This is a genomic window from Mycobacterium sp. NPDC006124 (assembly GCF_040614235.1).
Taxonomy (GTDB): domain Bacteria; phylum Actinomycetota; class Actinomycetes; order Mycobacteriales; family Mycobacteriaceae; genus Mycobacterium.
In genome coordinates, this window is the sequence record NZ_JBEXUA010000006.1 from 23,665 (window position 1) to 40,870 (window position 17,206).

Genomic DNA, 17,206 nt, shown 5'->3' on the forward strand with positions numbered 1-17,206 from the left:
GTCATACCCCCGCGCCGAAGAATTCGAGCATGGCGGCGTTGACGACGTCCGGACGCTCGATGAATCCGAGGTGCCCGGTATCGGGTATCTGCAGGTAGCGGCCGTTGGGCAGGGCGTCGGCGACTTCCCGGCCGAGGTGCGGCGGCAACACCACGTCGTCGGCGAAACCGATCACCAGCGCGGGCGCCGTAATGTTCCGGTAAGCAGGCAGCCGGTTGGTCTCCGGCCGGATCCTGAGCTGGCTGCGCAGACCCGGCGTCGACTTGGTCGGCCACATCGTGAACATCTCGATCCAGTCCCGCACCGCGCTCTCGTCGTTGAGCGTCTTGGGCGAGAAGCTCTCCAGCAGCCGCAGCTTCGCCTCGAACTTCGGCGGCAGCTCGACGCCGGTCTGCAGGAACTCGTATTCGGCGGCGCTGAAGAACTCGCGGGTGCGGTCTTCGCGGCCGCGGGTGGCCATCAACACCGCCGCCGAGACCAGGTCGGGCCGGGCCAGCATCAGCTCTTGGGCGACGAACGACCCCATCGAGACGCCCACGACGCGGACCGGGCCGGCGTCGAGCTTCTCGATCAGCTTGGCCGTGTCGAACACCACCTGCTCGGTGGTGAAGCCCTGCGCGTTCTCGGTGGCGCCGATCCCACGGTTGTCGAAGGTGACCACGCGATAGCCGGCCCGTTGAAAGACTGGCACCTGGTGCAGATGCCACGTCCGGCCCGCGCCGCCGCGCCCGGCAATGAACAGAACGGGCTCACCGGAGCCGCGGTCGTCGAAGGCCAAATTCACCCGGCCGACCCTACTTGGGGCGGTGGGCGGTCTCCCAACGGCTCAGGTCGGCAGCAACGGGTAGCACGCGCGGACCCGGTCGATCCACCACTGCCGCCGCTGCGGCGCGGCGGCCAGGGCCGACAGTCGGCCGGGGTCCGGCGCGACGGGCCCGACGGGCAGCCGGCCGTCCACCGGGCCGGTCGACTCGGTCACGTCCTCGACGAACAGCCCGCCGGTGCCCAGCCCGCACGCGTGGCGCAGGTCGGGCAGGCACGCCGCCGCCAGCAGACCCCGCGACATGCCGACGGCCGAGTCGAGCGCGCTGGACACCACGATCGGCACATCCACCTGGCGGGCGATGTCCAACAGCCGCGACACCCCGCCCAGCGGGGCGACCTTGACGACGGCGACGTCGGCCGCCTTCGCGCGCACGACGTGAAGCGGGTCCTCCGCCTTGCGAATGCTCTCGTCGGCCGCCACCGGCACGTCGACCCGGCCGCGCACCTCCGCCAATTCCGCGACGGTCGCGCAGGGTTGTTCGACGTACTCCAGCGGCCCGTTCGCGGTCAGGGCCTCGCACGCCGCCACCGCCTCGGCGACCGACCACCCGCCGTTGGCGTCGACCCGGACCACCGGCACCAGTTCGCGCACGGCGTCGACCCGGGCGACGTCTTCGGCGAGGGTCTGGCCTCGCTCGGCGACCTTGACCTTCGCGGTGCCCGCACCCGGGAATCGGGCCAACACCTCCGGCACCCGAGCCACCGGTACGGCGGGGACCGTGGCGTTGATCGGGATCCACTGACGCAGGGGCACGGGAGGTGTCACGTAGGCCGCCTCGATCGCCGACGCGAGCCAGTGGACCGCCTCGTCGGGTTCGTACTCACCGAAGGCGCCGAACTCGCCCCAGCCGGCCGGCCCGTCGACCAAGGCCACCTCGCGAACGTCGATGCCGCGGAATCGAACTCGCATCGGAAGCGACACCACGTGGAGGCGCTCGAGCAGTTCGTCCAGCGGCGGGGTCACGTGACGGTCTTCACGATCGCCTCCGCGGTGCGGCGCCCACTGACCAACGCGCCCTGGATGGAGGCGGTGTCACGGTGGTCGCCGCACACCCACATGCCGTCGGCGGTGCGCAGCGGCCGGCGGACGGTGAGCGGCGCCGACTGCTCGGGCAGCGCGTGCGGAACCACATGCCGGATCAGCGGTCGCCACCGCGTCCCGTTCGCGCCGAGCACGTCGGCGGCGTGGGTTCGGACGACGCCTTCCTCGGGTGCGATCCCGTCGCTGCCCATCAACGCCGACGCGGCGATCAGATGCTGACCTGGCGGCGCGTAACTGGGCGCGGCCAAGCTGATCACCGAGGTGTTGAGCACCGGCCCACGGGGCTCGCGACGGCCGTCGACCCACAGCATGGGCGGGCCGTCGGGCACCTCGTCGGCCGCCCACCAGTCGGTCACCACGCCGTGCATCGGGGGCGCCGCGACGCCGGCCAACCGGGCCGCGCCGACGGCGTCGGTGGCGACGACGACGTGCCGGGCCTGGATCCGGTGCGTGCCGTCGGAGACCTGCCAGCCGGCTCCGACCTTCGCGACGTCGGTGACGTTGCGTCCCAACGTGATCGAGTCACCAAGTGCTGCCGCGAGCTGGCGCGGCAGCGCCTGCATGCCCTCGGCGGGCAGGGCGGGCACCCCGAGCACGAACATCCGGACGAGCAGCAGCGCGAAGGCGTTCGAGGTGACGCCCCGGTCTTCGAGCAACACTCCGGCGAGGAACCGGTCGACGACACGACGGAGCTCGCCGCCGACGCCGGCCGCGTCCAGCGCCTCGCGCAGCGAGGTGTCCGCACCGGCCTTGAGGCGCCGGGGGCGCAGCGCACCGGCGGCCCACCGGGCCACCGCGACGACGTCTCGGGGGCCGAGCCCGCCGGCCGCCAGCATCGCGGGCACCTTCGTCGGCGAGCGCAGCGGATGCACCCATGTCGCACTGCCGGTCTCACGACGGATGGCGACGCCGGCCCCGAAGGGTTGCAGCCCCAACGCCGGCACGTCGACCGCGCCCTTCAGTTCGGGGTAGGCGGGGTTGAGCACCTGAAACCCGCGATCGCAGCGGAACCCGTCGACGACGTCGGTGCGGATGCGGCCGCCAACGGCATCGGAGGCCTCCCACACGCGAACGTCGCGGCCCGCCTCGCGCAGCATGGCCGCACAGCGCAGGCCGGCCAATCCTGCGCCGACGATCAGGACGTCGGTCTCGTCGACGCTCATGGGTCCACTCACCCCTCCGGTTGAAACATGGTCTTCATCAGCGCCGCGACGTGGGCGATGTCGGCAACGGGGCCGTCCTCGGCGGACGACGCCGTTCGCGCCGTCCACCGGTCGACGCCGGCTCGAAGGATGGTCAGGGCGAGCGAGGCGATGAGACCGGCCATCTCGTCGTCGTCAGGACGCCCGAGCCGCGCGGCGACCACCGTTGCCACGCGATGCCGGAACCCCTCCATCTGGGCCAGCATCGCGGCCAGGACACCCGGGTGCTCCTGCGCCACGGCCATGACGTCGTGAAGTTCGCCGCTGTTCGGGGCGTCTTCGGCCAGGGCGACGGCGAGGAAGTCGACGAGTTCGCCCAACAGCTCCGGGTACGGGACGACGCCGCCGGCGGTGAACGCGTCGACACCGGCGTCGTCGAGGTGGAAGGGACCGTGCACGACGGCGTCTTCCTTGGTGGGGAAGTAGTTGAAGAAGGTGCGAGGCGCGATGCCGGCCGCGCCGCTGATCGCCTCGACCGTCGCGGCGTCGAAGCCGTGCTCGCGGGCCAGTCGCAGGGCCGCGACGTGAATGTCACGCGCGGTCTCGCGGCGCCGTCGCGCTCGCAATCCCTCCACTGCCACCACCAGGTGATACTACATAGGGCGCAATTCTTGCAGTCTGTGCATCAGATGCAGACCATGCAGTATGTTGAGGTATGCCCCTCCTCGAAGTCTCCACCTATCAGCGGTTGATCGAAGGCATCGCCGATCGCGTCGACCCCATCGTCTCGGCGACCAAGCCCTACGTCGACGGGCTGGCGAATCTCCCGGCTGACGGCCGGTTCCTCCTCGTCGGCAATCACACGCAGGCCGGCACCGAAGCCGTGTTGATCCCATACGTCGTGCGGCGCCAGATCGGCATTCGGGTTCGGCCTCTGGCCGACCGTCGATTCGGCAACGTCAACGGTGTCGCCCGCGACCTCTTCGCCGCCGCGGGCGCGGTGATCGGGACCCCGGAAGCGGCACGCGAGCTGATGGAAGCCGGAGAGCCCATCCTGGTGTTCCCCGGCGGGGGACGCGAGATCAGCAAGGCGCGCGATCAGCTGTACACGCTGTTGTGGCAGGGCCGCTACGGATTCGCCCGGGTGGCCGTCGAGCACGACTATCCGATCGTTCCGGTCGCCATGGTGGGGGGCGACGACGCATACCACATCCTGACCAGCAGCGACGGTCGCTGGGCACGCTGGAGCAGACCGCTCGTCACTCGGCTGACCGGGCGATCGGACATGGCATTGCCCCTGATGCGCGGGATCGGGCCCACCATGATTCCGCGCCCGCAGCGCTCGTACCTGCGCTTCGGAGCGCCGATCGACACCACCCGACCCACGGGTGCGGTTGCCGAGAAGTGGATCGCGAGCGTCCGCGATCAGGTCAAGGTGCAACTCGAGGATCAGCTGGCCGCACTGCTGGAGATCCGCGAAGGCGACCCCTACCGGCAACTCGCGCCGTGGGCGCGCGGCGCGGCGGTCATGCCCTAGACCGTCTACACCTTGCGGCCGGCCTTCTCCCAATGTGGTTGGCGCAGATCCTTCTTCAGGATCTTGCCGGTGGGGTTGCGTGGCAATTCGTCGACGATGTCGACCGTGCGCGGGCACTTGTAGCCGGCCAGCCGCTCCTTGGCCCAGCTGATCAGCTCCTGGTCGGTCACCTCGCCCTCGAGTGACACGACGGCCTTGACGGACTCGCCCCACTTCTCGTCCGGTACGCCGATCACCGCGACCTCGGCGACGGCGGGGTGCTCGGCTAGCACGCGCTCAACCTCGATCGAGTAGACGTTCTCACCACCGGTGATGATCATGTCCTTGAGCCGGTCCTCGACGAAGATGTAACCGTCCTCGTCGACCCTGCCGATGTCGCCGGTGCGGAACCAGCCGTCCTCGGTGATGGCCTCCTTGGTGGCGTCGGGCTTGTTGTGGTAGCCCTTCATCAACTGCTTTGAGCGGAACCACAATTCGCCCTGCTTGCCCGGCTCGACGTCCTCGAGGCTGTCGGGGTCGACCACGCGCACCTCCGCGCCGGGAACCACGCGGCCGGCGCTGCCCATGCGCTCCTCGTCGCCGCTGCGGTGATCCTCGGGTGCGAGCAGGCTGATGACGCCGCCAACCTCGGTGAGCCCGTAGGCCTGGATGAAGTCGGTGTCGGGCCAGGCCTCGAGCGCCTTGCGCAACAGCGGCAGCGGCATTGGCGAAGCGCCGTAACCGTAGGTCTTCAACGCGGAGAACAACTTCACCGCGTCCTCGCCGGACTCCAGCACCTTGGCCAGCACCGCGGGCACCAGGAACGTCCGGTTGGCGCCGGAGAGGATGCCACCCGCCAACTGCGCGCCGTCGACGTCGCGGGTCATGTAACTGGCCACGCCGGTGTGCAGCCCCAACTGCATGTAGGACGACCCGCCGACGTGGAACAACGGCATGGCGACCAGATTCTTGTCACCCTCGTCGAGTTCCCAGCCGGCGAAGGCACTCTCGGTGTGCGCGATCAGGTTTGCCTGCGTCAGCGAGACGCCCTTGGGCCGGCCGGTGGTGCCCGAGGAGTACATGATGATGGCCACGTCGTCGGGTTCGACGTCGGGCGACCGGTCGACCGGGGTCGCCGCGGCCAGCATCGCCTCGTACTCGTCGCCATCCCCTCCAGTGGGAGTCACCTCCACGACCTTCTCCAGCTTGCTCAGCTTGTCGCGGATCTTGTCCACGTTCGGCTTCAGCTCGGCTCCGACGATCAGCACCTTGGCACCGGAATCGTTGAGCACGTAGTCCATCTCGTCGGCGGCGAGGCGAAAGTTGATGATCGCGGTGGCCGCCCCGATGGACGCCGCCGCCAAGGTGGTCTCCACGCAAGCGGGGTGGTTCTTGTCGAGGAACGCGACCACGTCACCGCGGCCGACGCCCAACTCGGTCAGCACGCCGGCCAGGTGGCGGATGCGGTCGTACCACTGAGACCACGTCCAGGTGCGGTCACCGAACGTGACGGCTTCGTCGTCGGGCTTGGTCTTGGCCCAGTGGGCGGTGCGTTCGTCGAGGAAGCGAGGCGTTGGCAACTCGGACATGTGCGCCAGCCTGCCATGAGGCGGCTGGCAGTCAGTCAGATTTCGAATAAACACGGCGTCCCGCCAGGTACGTGGCGAGGACCTCTAGGTCGGCGATGGTCTCCGGCGGCACGGCACGCGGATCGGCCGACAGCACCACCAGGTCGGCGTACTTGCCGACTTCCAGTGAGCCGATCACGTCGTCGGAGAACAGCTGCCAGGCCGCGTCCAACGTCTGCGCACGGATGGCCTGCTCGACGGTGATGCGTTGCTCGGGGCCAAGCACACGCCCACTGGGTGCCACGCGGGTGGCCGCCACGCTGATGTTGCGCAGCGGCTCCTCCGGCGTGACGGGTGGGTCGTTGTGCAGCGAGACGCGCATCCCAGTGGCGAGGGCGGAACCGACCGGCATCCAGCGCGCCGCGTGCTCCTCGCCGAACAGCCCGTCGGCCAGGACGTCGCCCCAGTAGTGGATCTGGTCGACGAAGATGCTGCACGTGACGCCCAGGTCGTGCGCCCGTCGCAGTTGCGCGTCGGTGATGGCGCCGACGTGCTCGAGGCGCAGCCGGTGGTCGTCGCGCGGATGTTCTTGCAGCGCATGGGAATACACGTCGAGGATGGTGTCCACCCCAACGTCGCCCTGAACGTGGCAGGCCATCTGCCACCCCAACGGGAAGTAGGCACCGACGATCTCGGTGAGCTGCTCGCGGGTGTAGTTGGCGTGTCCACAGGAGCCCGGCGTCACCCCGATGGACCGGGTCGCGGCGGTGTCCAGGTACGGGAACGAGAGGTCGATGTTGCCGATCCACGGCGACCCGTCGACCCATATCTTGATGCCGACCTGGCGCACCACGTCGTCGCCGTTGTCGAGCACCTCGGTGGTCGACATCGCCGGCGTGGACATCTCGTAGGTGCGCAACCGCACGGTCAACCGATCGCGCAGCGCGCCCAGCGCCGGACGGAACATCGGGTCGAACGCCATCTCCGAGCACGTCGTCAACCCCGCGCGGTTCAGTCGGCCGCACTCGGCGAGCAGCATCTCCGGGTAGCCCTCGCGGTCGACCGCCCCGCCGATCAGCGGGAACACCGCGCCCGTCTCCTCGGCGGTGCCGTCGAGATCGCCTGCGGCGTCGCGACCGTACTTGGCGCCCTTGGGGTCCGGGGTGTCGCGGGTCAAGCCCACCTGGCGAGCGGTCACCGAGTTGAAGTACGCCTTGTGGCCCGAGTTGTGCACGATCACCAGCGGCGTCCCGGGCGCCATCTCGTCGAGCCAGGCCAGTGTCGGCTCGGGCAGGCCGACCTGCAACAGGGGGTCCCAGCCGTTGAGGTAGGCCCCCGCCTCGCCGCGCACGTCGACCTCGTGGCGGATCGCGGCCACGACGTCGTCCGCACTGACCATGGTGACGGGTCGAATGTCGACGATGCGGTCGGCCAGCACCATCGCCTCCATCAGCGGGTGACCGTGCGCCTCGATCAAACCGGGCATCACGCAGCCGTCGCCGAGGTCGACGACGACGGTGTCGGGGCCGACCAGCGCCTCGACCTCGGCCCGGTCCCCGACGGCGACCACGCGCCCGTCGGCGACGGCGAGCGCCTCGGCCGTGGGCAGGGCGTCGTCGACGGTCAGGACGGTCCCGAAAAGAGCCAGGTCAGCAGGCATGCCGACATCCTCGCCTCCCACCGGCGATTCGTGGAGCGTTTTCGGCGGTGAGCGCCGAGAAGACTCCACGAATCGCGCTAGCGGATGCGGATGCGGATCCGGATCGGGCCGCGCCACGGTTCGTCGGGGTCGAGGACGGTGCCCTTCTGGCTGATCTCGACGTCGCCGTTGCGGGCCAAGTCGCGCGCGACGTCGCGGGCCTCGTCCATGAGGTCACGCCAGTCGTCGCCGCCGACCGCGCGGGCCGCGTCGGACGGACAAATCGTCTTGTCCGGTCCCCGGGTGCGCGCCAACTCCAGGATGGTGGTGCGGAGTCGTTGATTCACGTCCTCCAGTGAAGCCGATGCGGCGCCTCTTGCCAGGATTTCTGTAACACGTTCTAATCTGGACTCATGAGCGACGATCTGCTGCGCCATCCGATCCACTCCGGCCACCTCACCGTCGGCGCGCTCAAGCGCCACCGTGACAAGCCCGTGCTATTCCTCGGGGAGACCACCCTGACCGGCGGCGAGCTCGCCGACCGCATCAGCCAGTACGTTCAGGCGTTCGAGGCCCTCGGCGCGGGGTCGGGCGCCGTGGTCGGGCTGCTGGCCCTCAACCGTCCCGAGGTGCTGATGATCGTCGGCGCGGGACAGACGCAGGGGTATCGCCGCGTCGCACTACACCCTCTCGGTTCGCTGGACGATCACGCCTACGTGCTCACCGACGCCGGCGTCACGTCCCTGATCGTGGATCCGAATCCGATGTTCGTCGAGCGGGCCGTCGGACTGCTCGAGAAGGTGCCCTCGCTCAAGCAGGTGCTGACGATCGGTCCGGTGCCGGCCGATCTCTCCGACGTGGGCGTCGACCTGACCGCCGAGGCCGCGAAGTACCCGCCCCGACCGCTGGTCGCCGCGGACCTGGCGCCCGAGACCGTCACCGGGCTGGCCTACACCGGAGGTACCACCGGCAAGCCCAAGGGCGTCATGATGACCTCGCAGGCGACCACCACCATGTCGACGATTCAGCTCGCCGAGTGGGAATGGCCGGAGAATCCGAAATTCCTGATGTGCACGCCGCTCTCGCACGCCGGCGCCGCCTTCTTCCTGCCGACGATCGTCAAGGGCGGCGAGATGGTGGTGCTGTCGAAGTTCGACCCCGCCGAGGTGTTGCGCACCATCGAGGAGCAGAGGATCACGGCGACGATGCTGGTGCCGTCGATGATCTATGCGCTGATGGATCACCCGGACAGCCACACCCGGGACCTGTCGTCGCTGGAGACCGTGTACTACGGCGCCTCGGCGATGAATCCGGTGCGGCTCAAGGAGGCGATCAGCCGGTTCGGGCCGATCTTCGCGCAGTACTACGGGCAGTCCGAGGCTCCGATGGTCATCACGTACCTGGCCAAGGCCGAGCACGACGAGTTGCGACTGACGTCCTGTGGCCGCCCGACGCTGTTCGCCCGCACGGCACTGCTTGGCGAGGACGGCCAGCCGGTGGCCCAGGGCGAGGTCGGCGAGATCTGCGTGTCGGGACCGCTGCTCTCGGGCGGCTACCTGAACAAGCCGGAGGCGACGGCGGAGACCTTTCGCGACGGGTGGATGCACACCGGCGACCTGGCCCGCGAGGACGCCGACGGCTTCTGGTTCATCGTCGACCGCACCAAGGACATGATCGTCACCGGCGGGTTCAACGTGTTTCCGCGGGAGGTGGAGGACGTCGTCGCCGAACATCCGTCGGTGGCCCAGGTGTGCGTGATCGGCACTCCCGACGAGAAGTGGGGCGAGGCCGTCACCGCCGTGGTGGTGCTGCGCGCCGACGCGGCGTCCGACGAGGCCTCCGTCGCCGCGATGACCGCCGAGATTCAGGCCGCGGTCAAGGAGCGCAAGGGGTCGGTGCAGTCGCCCAAGCAGGTGATCGTCGTCGACTCGGTGCCGGTGACCGCGCTGGGCAAGCCCGACAAGAAGGCCGTCCGCGCCCAGTTCTGGGAGGGTGCGGAGCGCCGCGTCGGCTAGGACGGCAGGCCGTCGAGGATGCGGTCGATGAGCTCACCCGCCATGCGGGCGGCACCGTCGGCGTCCCCGGCTTCGACGAGGTCGAGCAGCGCGCCGTGGTCGACGATCTCGACGGGCGCCTCGTGGGTGGTCGCGACGCTGGCGGTGACGGCCTCGACGAGTCCGCGGTACAGCTCCGTCAACGTCGCGTTGTGCGAACTGCGGACCACCGCCAGGTGAAAGTCGGTGTCGGCGCGGGCGAAGTCGTCGGTGTCACCGGCCTCGAAGCAGGCGTCGCGGCGGGCCAGGAGCCCGCGAAGTTCGGCGACGTCGGCGTCGGTGTGGCGGGCTGCGGCGAGACGCGCGCCCTCGACCTCCAGGCCGCGGCGCACCTCCAAGACCTCTCGTAGCTCGGCGCCGTAGAGACGTCGCAGCGCGCCCGACACCTCGCTGGTCGCGCGGACGTAGGTGCCGTCGCCCTGGCGCACCTCCAGCAGACCGGCGTGCGCGAGCGCGCGGACCGCCTCTCGCACGGTGTTCCGCCCGACGCCGAGTGACTCGACGAGCACGGTCTCGTTGGGGATGCGTCCATCGACCGGCCACTCCCCACTTCCGACCAGCCGCCGCAACTGCTCGATCACCTGGTCGACCAGACCCGTTCGCCGGGCAGTGCTCAGGGGCAAGGCGACATCCTTTCAACCAATCATGGGATGTATGGCAGAGTAGCAGCGTGCGTGGCGACGAGCAGGGCGAAACTTCCGGACCCAAGGTGGCGGTCCAACTCGACCAGTCCACCGCCGCGGTTACCCCCGCCGGCGTCCCCGTCGTCGCCGGCGGCACGCTGCTCGCGGTCGCGGTCATCCTGGTGGCGCTGAACCTGCGCCCCGCCGTCACCAGCGTGGCGCCGCTACTCGGCGACATGCGTGCGGAGTTGGGCACGTCGGCGACCTGGGCCGGTCTGCTGACGACCATGCCCGGCCTGTGCTTCGCCGCCGCGGGGCTCACCGCGCCGCGGCTGTCGACCCGCTTCGGCCTGGGCCGCGTCATCTCCGGCGCGCTGGTAGTGCTGACCGCCGGTTTGGTGCTGCGCACCGTCGATGGGCCACACGTCGTGATCGGGGCGACGCTGCTGGCGTGTGCGGGCATCGCGCTGATCAACGTGCTCATCCCCGTCGTCATCAAGGGGTCGTTCCCCACCCGCGTCGGCCTGATGACCGGCATCTACACCGCCGCACTGCAGGGCGGCGGCGCCCTGGGCTCGGCCGTCACCCCCGGTCTGGAGGAACCGCTCGGCGGGTGGCGGGTGGCCCTGGCGGCGTGGGCGGCCGTCGCCTTCCTCGCACTGCTGGCGTGGCTGCCGGCCTCCCGCCGGCACCGTGGGTCGTGGGCGGCCTCGAGCGAACCCACCGTCGAACGCCGGTCGCTGCTGCGCAACCCGTTGGCCTGGACGGTGACGCTGTTCTTCGGCTGCCAGGCGTTCCTGGCCTACATCGTGATGGGTTGGCTGCCGCAGATCTTCATCGACAACGGCATTGGCAAGGTGCAGGCCGGGATCCTGGTCGGCCTGGTGTCGCTGATCGGCGTGCCCGTCGCATTGGTCATCTCCCCGCTGGCGGCCCGCTCGGCGAACCAGAGCGGGTGGATCGTCGGGCTCGGCGTCCTCGGCTTCGGCGGGGCGGTCGGTCTGCTGGTGGCCCCCGCCGCCGCACCGTGGGTGTGGAGCGTGCTGATCGGCATTGGCATGAGCGCGTTCTCGCTGGCGCTCACGGTCATCGCGCTGAGAGCCCGCAACGCCGAGGACACCGCCCAATTGTCCGGAATGGCCCAGGGTTTCGGCTATCTGTTCGCCGGGCTGGGGCCGTTCCTGTTCGGGCTGCTGCACGACGTCTCCGACGGCTGGACCATCCCGTTCGCGATGTTCCTGGTGGTCTACGTGGTCCAGGTCGTCGCGGGCGCCGCGGCGGGCCGCAGCCGCTACGTCTGACCCCGCTCGAGTGTGAAGAAATTCGCGAGATTCACCCGAGGTCTCGCACACGTCTTCACACTCGGCGCCGGTGACGGGTCAGGGCACAATGACGCCGTGACGATTCCACGCGCGGTGCTCTTCGACTTCTCGGGAACCCTGTTCCGGCTCGAGGAGGACGACAGCTGGTTCGCCGGCATCGAGGTCGACGAGCAGGCCGTCGACGGCCACGTCCAGGCCGAGCTGATGCGGCGGCTGACCGCCCCCACGGGCGCGTCGGTCGACATGGACGAACGAGCCCGGCGGGCCTGGACCAATCGCGACCTCGAACCCCACCTGCACCGCGAGGCCTACCTGCACGTGCTGCGGGAATCCGGGGTGGCCGACCACCACGCCGAACGGCTGTACGACAAGGTGGTCGACCCGGGTAGCTGGACGCCGTACCCGGACACCGCCGCCGTACTCGCGGGGCTGCACCGCCAGGGCGTCCGGACCGCGGTGGTGTCCAACATCGCCTTCGACATCAGACCCGCGTTCACCCGGCTCGGCATCGCCGACGACGTCGACGACTTCGTGCTGTCCTATGAGGTCGGGGCCGTGAAACCCACCGCCGAGATCTTCCAGACCGCCCTGTCACGGATCGGCGTCGCGGCACGGGACGCGCTCATGGTCGGGGACAGCGAGGAGGCCGACGGTGGTGCCGTCGCGGTGGGGTGCCGCTTCGCCCTCGTCGACCCGCTGCCCACCGCACGACGTCCCACCGGGCTGATCGACGCCGTCGAAGGCGCGGGGCTGGCGGTCTAGACTCGCGGCATGCCCAGGGACGAGGACATTCGCCCGCCGTGGTGGCTCAAGCCGATGAACAAGGTCATGATGGCCGCGATGCGGATGGGCCTGATGCGCGAGGGCCCGATCGTCCTGAACGTGGTGGGACGCAACTCCGGTGCCCCCCGGCCGACGCCGGTCACCCCGTTCACCGTGGACGGCAAGCGCTACGTCGTCGGCGGCTTCCCGAAGGCAGACTGGGTGAAGAACCTTCGCGCCGCCGGTGAGGCGACGCTGACCCAGGGCCGCACGGTCGAACCGGTGCGCGTCGTCGAACTCTCCGCCGACGAGGCCCGCCCCCTGCTGCGTCAGTTCCCGATCCTGGTCCCCACCGGCGTCAGCTTCATGCAGCGCTCCGGGCTGGTGACCGGACCCAACCCCGACGAGTTCGAAGCACTCGCCGGGCGTTGCGCGGTCTTCCGGTTCGACCCGGTCGCCCCCTAGCTACAGTCAACCGGGTGAGTGCTGACAACCCGTTCGACCCGACCGTGTGGCAGCCCGTCCAGGGCTTCGAGCTGACCGACATCACCTATCACCGACACGTCGTCGACGGGATCGCCAAGCCGACGGTGCGCATCGCGTTCGACCGTCCCGAGGTGCGCAACGCGTTCCGCCCCCACACCGTCGACGAGCTGTACCGCGTGCTCGACCACGCCAGGATGAGCAACGACGTCGGGGTCATCCTGCTGACGGGCAACGGCCCGTCGGCGAAGGATGGCGGTTGGGCGTTCTGTTCCGGTGGTGACCAACGCATCCGCGGCCGCACCGGGTACCAGTACGCGGCCGGGGAGACGGCCGACACCGTCGACCCCGCACAGGCCGGCCGACTGCACATCCTCGAGGTGCAGCGTCTGATCCGCTTCATGCCCAAGCCGGTGATCTGCTTGGTCAACGGCTGGGCCGCCGGCGGCGGGCACAGCCTGCACGCGGTGTGCGACCTGACGCTGGCCAGCCGCGAGCATGCCCGGTTCAAGCAGACCGACGCCGACGTCGGCAGCTTCGACGGCGGTTACGGCAGCGCCTACCTGGCCCGGCAGACCGGCCAGAAGTTCGCCCGCGAGATCTTCTTCCTGGGCAGGCCGTATACCGCCGAGCAGATGCACGCCATGGGGGCGGTCAACGAGGTCGTCGACCACGCCGAGCTGGAAACCGTTGCGCTGCAATGGGCCGAGGAGATCAACGGCAAGTCGCCGCAGGCCATCAGGATGCTCAAGTTCGCCTTCAATCTGCTCGACGACGGCCTGGTCGGTCAGCAGATCTTCGCCGGGGAGGCGACGCGACTGGCCTACATGACCGACGAGGCGGTCGAGGGTCGCGACGCGTTCCTGGAGAAGCGCGACCCGGACTGGTCGAACTTCCCGCGCCACTTCTAAGGCGACGTCGTGACCGAGAAGATCGACGAGTACGTCCTCGACGCGGTGGGCCGACTGCGCGCCGGGAAACGGCGAGTCGACTTCGACGCACCGATCGTGGCGACCTCGCCGTTGACGGTGCAGGACGTCCTGGACCTGTTCGACTCGCAACTCGGCAGCCGCCACCTCGACCTGGCGGCGCGCTGGCTGCGGTCCCGCGGCGTGGGCTTCTACACGATCGGCTCGTCCGGCCACGAGGGCAATGCCGCCGTCGCCGCAGCCCTGAGACACACCGATCCCGCTCTGCTGCACTACCGTTCGGGTGCGTTCTTCCTGCAGCGGGCCCGCCAGATCTTAGGAATTTCAACAGGCAGCGATCCGCTGCGCGACGTACTGCTCGGGCTCTGCGCGGCGACCGACGACCCGATCAGCGGCGGCCGCCACAAGGTCTTCGGTCGCCGCGACCTCGACGTCATCCCGCAGACCTCGACCATCGCGTCGCACCTGCCGCGCGCGGTCGGGGTGGCCTTCTCGGTCGGTCGGGCCGCCAAGCTGGGAGTCGACACGCCGTGGCCGCGGGACGCCGTCACGGTGTGCAGCCTCGGCGACGCGTCGGCGAACCACTCGACGGCCGTCGGTGCCGTGAACACCGCGACTCACGCTGCCTACCAAGGCCTTCCACTGCCTCTGCTGTTCGTGTGCGAAGACAACGGCATCGGCATCAGCACCAAGACTCCGAGCGGGTGGATCGCCGCGAACTTCGGCACCCGGATCGGTCTGGAGTACTTCGCCGCCAACGGGTCCGACGTCGTCGACGCCCACGCCGTGGCCACCCGGGCCGTCGCGTGGGTGCGCAAGCACCGCAAGCCCGCGTTCCTGCACCTGCGCACCGTGCGGCTGATGGGCCACGCGGGCTCCGACGTCGAGGCGGCCTATCGCACCCCGGCCGAGATCACCGCAGACTACGACCGAGACCCCGTGCTGCGGACCGCGACGCTGCTGGTCGAACAGGCCGGCGTGCCGCCCGCCGAGATCCTCGATCTGTACGAGGCCAAGCGCGCTATGGTGATCGGGATCGCCGAGGAGGTCGCCGAACTGCCTCAGTTGAGCAGCGCGGCGGCGGTGATGCGCCCGCTGCGCGAGGGCCTGGCCGAGGCCGTCGCGTCGACGCCCGGCCCCGGCGAGGGCGGCGACCGGAGCCCGCTGACGTTCGCCCAGTCGGTCAACCGGGCGCTGGCCGAGGTGTTGGCCGACCACCCGGGGGCATTGGTCTTCGGCGAGGACGTCGCCCGCAAGGGTGGCGTGTACGGCGTCACCCGGGGGCTCGCCCAGAAGTTCGGTCCGGCAAGGGTATTCGACACCCTGCTCGACGAACAAGCCATCCTGGGACTGGCGCTCGGCGCCGGTGTGGCGGGTCTGCTGCCGATCCCCGAGATTCAGTACCTGGCCTACCTGCACAACGCCGCCGACCAGATCCGCGGCGAGGGCGCCACCCTGCAGTTCTTCTCCGACCGCCAGTACTGCAACCCGATGGTCGTGCGCGTCGCCGGCTACGGCTATCAGAAGGGTTTCGGGGGGCACTTCCACAACGACAACGCCATCGCGGCGTTGCGTGACATCCCGGGCATCGTGATCGCCTCCCCCTCTCGCCCGGACGACGCCGCCGCCATGATGCGGACCTGCGCCGCGGCGGCACGCACGGCGGGCACCGTGTGCGTCTACCTGGAACCCATTGCGCTGTACCACGTTCGAGACCTCTACGAGAGCGGTGACGATCAGTGGCTGGCCCCGTATCCGACCGACGCCGTCCCGATCGGGAGTGCCCGCACCTACGGCGACGGCACCGACCTGACGATCGTGACCTTCGGCAACGGGGTTCCGATGAGTCTGCGGGTCGCCCGCCGTCTCCAGGACGACGGCATCGCCACCCGTGTCGTCGACGTGCGTTGGCTGGCACCACTTCCCGTGGCCGACATCCTGCGCGAGGCCACTGCGACGGGCCGCACCCTGGTGGTCGACGAGACGAGGGCCACCGGCGGCGTCTCCGAGGGAGTGCTGACCGCCCTGGTCGACCACGGCTACCCCGGCGCGATGGCGAGAGTGGCCAGCGAGGACAGCTTCATCCCCCTCGGCGACGCCGCGCTGACGGTGCTGCTGTCGGAGGAGACCATCGAGGCCGCGGCCCGAAAGCTCACCTCCTGAGCATGTCTACGATCACACTGTGAAAGCCATCGTCTTCCGTGATCCCGACACCGCCATCGAGGTCGCCGACGTCGACCTCACCGCCCCCAAGGCCGGCGAGGTTCGGGTCAAGATCGCCGCGGCCGGCGTCTGTCACTCCGACCTACACGTCAAGCGCGGCGAGTGGGATGCTCCGGCTCCGTTGGTGATGGGTCACGAGGGCTCCGGCGTCGTCGTGGAACTCGGTGAGGGCGTCGACTCGCTGGCCGTCGGCGACCACGTGGTGCTCAGCTGGGTGCCGCCCTGCGGGCAATGCCGGTACTGCCGGGCGGGCCACGAGGCACGCTGCCAGCTGGCCGCGACCGTCGTCGCCCCCAAGGGCGTCCTCTACGACGGCACCTCCCGTCTGTCGAAGGACGGCGAGTCGATCCACCACTACCTCGGCGTCTCCTCGTTCGCCGAGGAGGTCGTCGTCCCCTCCTCCGGTGCGATCAAGGTGCGCGACGACGCACCGCTGGACGTGATCGCCGTCGTCGGCTGTGCGGTGGCCACCGGCGTCGGGGCCGTCCTGAACACCGCCGCCGTGGAACCCGGGTCGACGCTGGTCGTGATCGGTTGCGGCGGGGTGGGCCTCAACGTCGTGCAGGGCGCCCGGCTCGCCGGCGCCGAACGCATCGTCGCCATCGACGTACTCCCCGGAAAGACCGAACTGGCACTGCAATTCGGCGCCACGGACCGCATCGACGCGAGCCGCGGGGACGCCGTCGAGCAGCTGTTCGAATTGCTCCCCGACGGCGTCGACTACGCCTTCGACGCGATCGGCCGTACGTCGACCACAGAAGAGGCCATCCAGATGCTTGGCCTCGGTGGTGCCGCGGTGATCGTCGGCTTGCCGCCCACCGGCGCCAAGGCGTCCTTCGAGCCGCTGGTTCTGGCCGAAGCCGATCAGCGCATCCTGGGTTCGAACTACGGATCGGTCCGTCCGTCGATCGACATCCCCGCACTGGTGGACCGATACATGGACGGCCAACTCCTGCTGGATCCTCTGATCTCGGGCCACCGGCCGCTGGCCGAGGCCGCCGAGGCGTTGGCCGACCTCGAGACCGGTGAAGCGTTGCGAACCCTGCTGATTCCCTGATCGAGGCGTCGACTAGCCGAG

At 69.7% G+C, this 17,206-nt stretch carries 16 protein-coding genes; 8 read left to right on the top strand and 8 right to left on the bottom strand.

Going from position 1 to position 17,206, the window contains the following annotated elements; translation table 11 throughout:
* Position 1: 1 nt before the first annotated feature.
* Genes ABZ195_RS13965 through ABZ195_RS13980 form a run of 4 tightly spaced genes read right to left on the bottom strand, consistent with a single transcriptional unit; the run spans position 2 to position 3,653 of the window.
* On the bottom strand, positions 2 to 784 hold the full coding sequence (locus ABZ195_RS13965) for an alpha/beta hydrolase (RefSeq protein WP_355218608.1): 783 nt from the start codon (positions 782 to 784) through the stop codon (positions 2 to 4).
* 42 nt (positions 785 to 826) lie between these two features.
* The gene (locus ABZ195_RS13970) at positions 827 to 1,789 is read right to left on the bottom strand and encodes an o-succinylbenzoate synthase (protein WP_355218610.1); all 963 of its coding nucleotides are present in this window, start codon (positions 1,787 to 1,789) and stop codon (positions 827 to 829) included.
* Positions 1,786 to 3,030 carry an FAD-dependent oxidoreductase gene (locus ABZ195_RS13975; RefSeq protein WP_355218612.1) on the bottom strand — a complete coding sequence of 415 codons (1,245 nt, stop codon included), beginning with the start codon at positions 3,028 to 3,030 and terminating at the stop codon, positions 1,786 to 1,788. The genes ABZ195_RS13970 and ABZ195_RS13975 overlap by 4 nt, the downstream gene beginning before the upstream one ends.
* Before the next feature lie 8 nt (positions 3,031 to 3,038).
* The gene (locus ABZ195_RS13980; RefSeq protein ID WP_355218614.1) at positions 3,039 to 3,653 is read right to left on the bottom strand and encodes a TetR family transcriptional regulator; all 615 of its coding nucleotides are present in this window, start codon (positions 3,651 to 3,653) and stop codon (positions 3,039 to 3,041) included.
* A 71-nt stretch (positions 3,654 to 3,724) separates the two neighbouring features.
* Here ABZ195_RS13980 and ABZ195_RS13985 point away from each other — a divergent pair, with 71 nt between their 5' ends.
* Positions 3,725 to 4,546, top strand: a complete 822-nt coding sequence (locus ABZ195_RS13985) for a lysophospholipid acyltransferase family protein (RefSeq protein ID WP_355218616.1) — start codon at positions 3,725 to 3,727, stop codon at positions 4,544 to 4,546.
* 5 nt (positions 4,547 to 4,551) lie between these two features.
* On the opposite strand, the gene ABZ195_RS13990 is transcribed toward ABZ195_RS13985, so the two are convergent.
* The 3 genes from ABZ195_RS13990 to ABZ195_RS14000 all read right to left on the bottom strand — a co-directional run bounded on the left by ABZ195_RS13990 (position 4,552) and on the right by ABZ195_RS14000 (position 8,079).
* On the bottom strand, positions 4,552 to 6,114 hold the full coding sequence (locus ABZ195_RS13990; RefSeq protein ID WP_355218618.1) for a long-chain-fatty-acid--CoA ligase: 1,563 nt from the start codon (positions 6,112 to 6,114) through the stop codon (positions 4,552 to 4,554).
* 31 nt (positions 6,115 to 6,145) lie between these two features.
* The gene (locus tag ABZ195_RS13995) at positions 6,146 to 7,753 is read right to left on the bottom strand and encodes an amidohydrolase (protein ID WP_355218620.1); all 1,608 of its coding nucleotides are present in this window, start codon (positions 7,751 to 7,753) and stop codon (positions 6,146 to 6,148) included.
* A gap of 77 nt (positions 7,754 to 7,830) precedes the next feature.
* Positions 7,831 to 8,079: a DUF3253 domain-containing protein gene (locus ABZ195_RS14000; protein ID WP_355218622.1), complete on the bottom strand. Its 249-nt coding sequence runs from the start codon at positions 8,077 to 8,079 to the stop codon at positions 7,831 to 7,833.
* A gap of 66 nt (positions 8,080 to 8,145) precedes the next feature.
* On the opposite strand from ABZ195_RS14000, the gene fadD8 reads away from it, so the two are divergent.
* On the top strand, positions 8,146 to 9,747 hold the full coding sequence (fadD8, locus tag ABZ195_RS14005; protein ID WP_355218624.1) for a fatty-acid--CoA ligase FadD8: 1,602 nt from the start codon (positions 8,146 to 8,148) through the stop codon (positions 9,745 to 9,747).
* Here the strand turns inward: fadD8 and ABZ195_RS14010 are convergent.
* On the bottom strand, positions 9,744 to 10,409 hold the full coding sequence (locus ABZ195_RS14010) for a FadR/GntR family transcriptional regulator (RefSeq protein WP_355218626.1): 666 nt from the start codon (positions 10,407 to 10,409) through the stop codon (positions 9,744 to 9,746). The genes fadD8 and ABZ195_RS14010 overlap by 4 nt on opposite strands.
* A gap of 86 nt (positions 10,410 to 10,495) precedes the next feature.
* Here ABZ195_RS14010 and ABZ195_RS14015 point away from each other — a divergent pair, with 86 nt between their 5' ends.
* From ABZ195_RS14015 to ABZ195_RS14040, 6 genes are all read left to right on the top strand, one after another.
* Entirely contained in the window at positions 10,496 to 11,710 is a 1,215-nt protein-coding gene (locus ABZ195_RS14015) for an MFS transporter (protein WP_355219202.1), read from the top strand.
* A gap of 102 nt (positions 11,711 to 11,812) precedes the next feature.
* Positions 11,813 to 12,493 (top strand): HAD family hydrolase, encoded by a 681-nt coding sequence (locus ABZ195_RS14020; RefSeq protein ID WP_355219204.1) that lies wholly within the window; start codon positions 11,813 to 11,815, stop codon positions 12,491 to 12,493.
* A gap of 9 nt (positions 12,494 to 12,502) precedes the next feature.
* Positions 12,503 to 12,958 carry a nitroreductase family deazaflavin-dependent oxidoreductase gene (locus ABZ195_RS14025; RefSeq protein ID WP_355218628.1) on the top strand — a complete coding sequence of 152 codons (456 nt, stop codon included), beginning with the start codon at positions 12,503 to 12,505 and terminating at the stop codon, positions 12,956 to 12,958.
* A 14-nt stretch (positions 12,959 to 12,972) separates the two neighbouring features.
* Positions 12,973 to 13,887 (top strand): 1,4-dihydroxy-2-naphthoyl-CoA synthase, encoded by a 915-nt coding sequence (locus tag ABZ195_RS14030; RefSeq protein WP_355218630.1) that lies wholly within the window; start codon positions 12,973 to 12,975, stop codon positions 13,885 to 13,887.
* Positions 13,888 to 13,983: 96 nt separating this feature from the next.
* Positions 13,984 to 16,068, top strand: a complete 2,085-nt coding sequence (locus ABZ195_RS14035) for a thiamine pyrophosphate-dependent enzyme (protein ID WP_355219206.1) — start codon at positions 13,984 to 13,986, stop codon at positions 16,066 to 16,068.
* Between the two features lie 19 nt (positions 16,069 to 16,087).
* Complete coding sequence (locus ABZ195_RS14040) at positions 16,088 to 17,185, top strand: Zn-dependent alcohol dehydrogenase (RefSeq protein WP_355218632.1); 1,098 nt, start codon at positions 16,088 to 16,090, stop codon at positions 17,183 to 17,185.
* Positions 17,186 to 17,206 lie beyond the last annotated feature (21 nt).

What these genes read in the sequence shown, in the direction of transcription:
- ABZ195_RS13975 (WP_355218612.1), bottom strand. Translation starts at nt 3,030, where the DNA reads ATGAGCGTCGACGAGACCGACGTCCTGATCGTCGGCGCAGGATTGGCC.
- ABZ195_RS13985 (WP_355218616.1), top strand. Translation starts at nt 3,725, where the DNA reads ATGCCCCTCCTCGAAGTCTCCACCTATCAGCGGTTGATCGAAGGCATC.
- ABZ195_RS14025 (WP_355218628.1), top strand. Translation starts at nt 12,503, where the DNA reads ATGCCCAGGGACGAGGACATTCGCCCGCCGTGGTGGCTCAAGCCGATG.
- ABZ195_RS13990 (WP_355218618.1), bottom strand. Translation starts at nt 6,114, where the DNA reads ATGTCCGAGTTGCCAACGCCTCGCTTCCTCGACGAACGCACCGCCCAC.
- ABZ195_RS13995 (WP_355218620.1), bottom strand. Translation starts at nt 7,753, where the DNA reads ATGCCTGCTGACCTGGCTCTTTTCGGGACCGTCCTGACCGTCGACGAC.
- fadD8 (WP_355218624.1), top strand. Translation starts at nt 8,146, where the DNA reads ATGAGCGACGATCTGCTGCGCCATCCGATCCACTCCGGCCACCTCACC.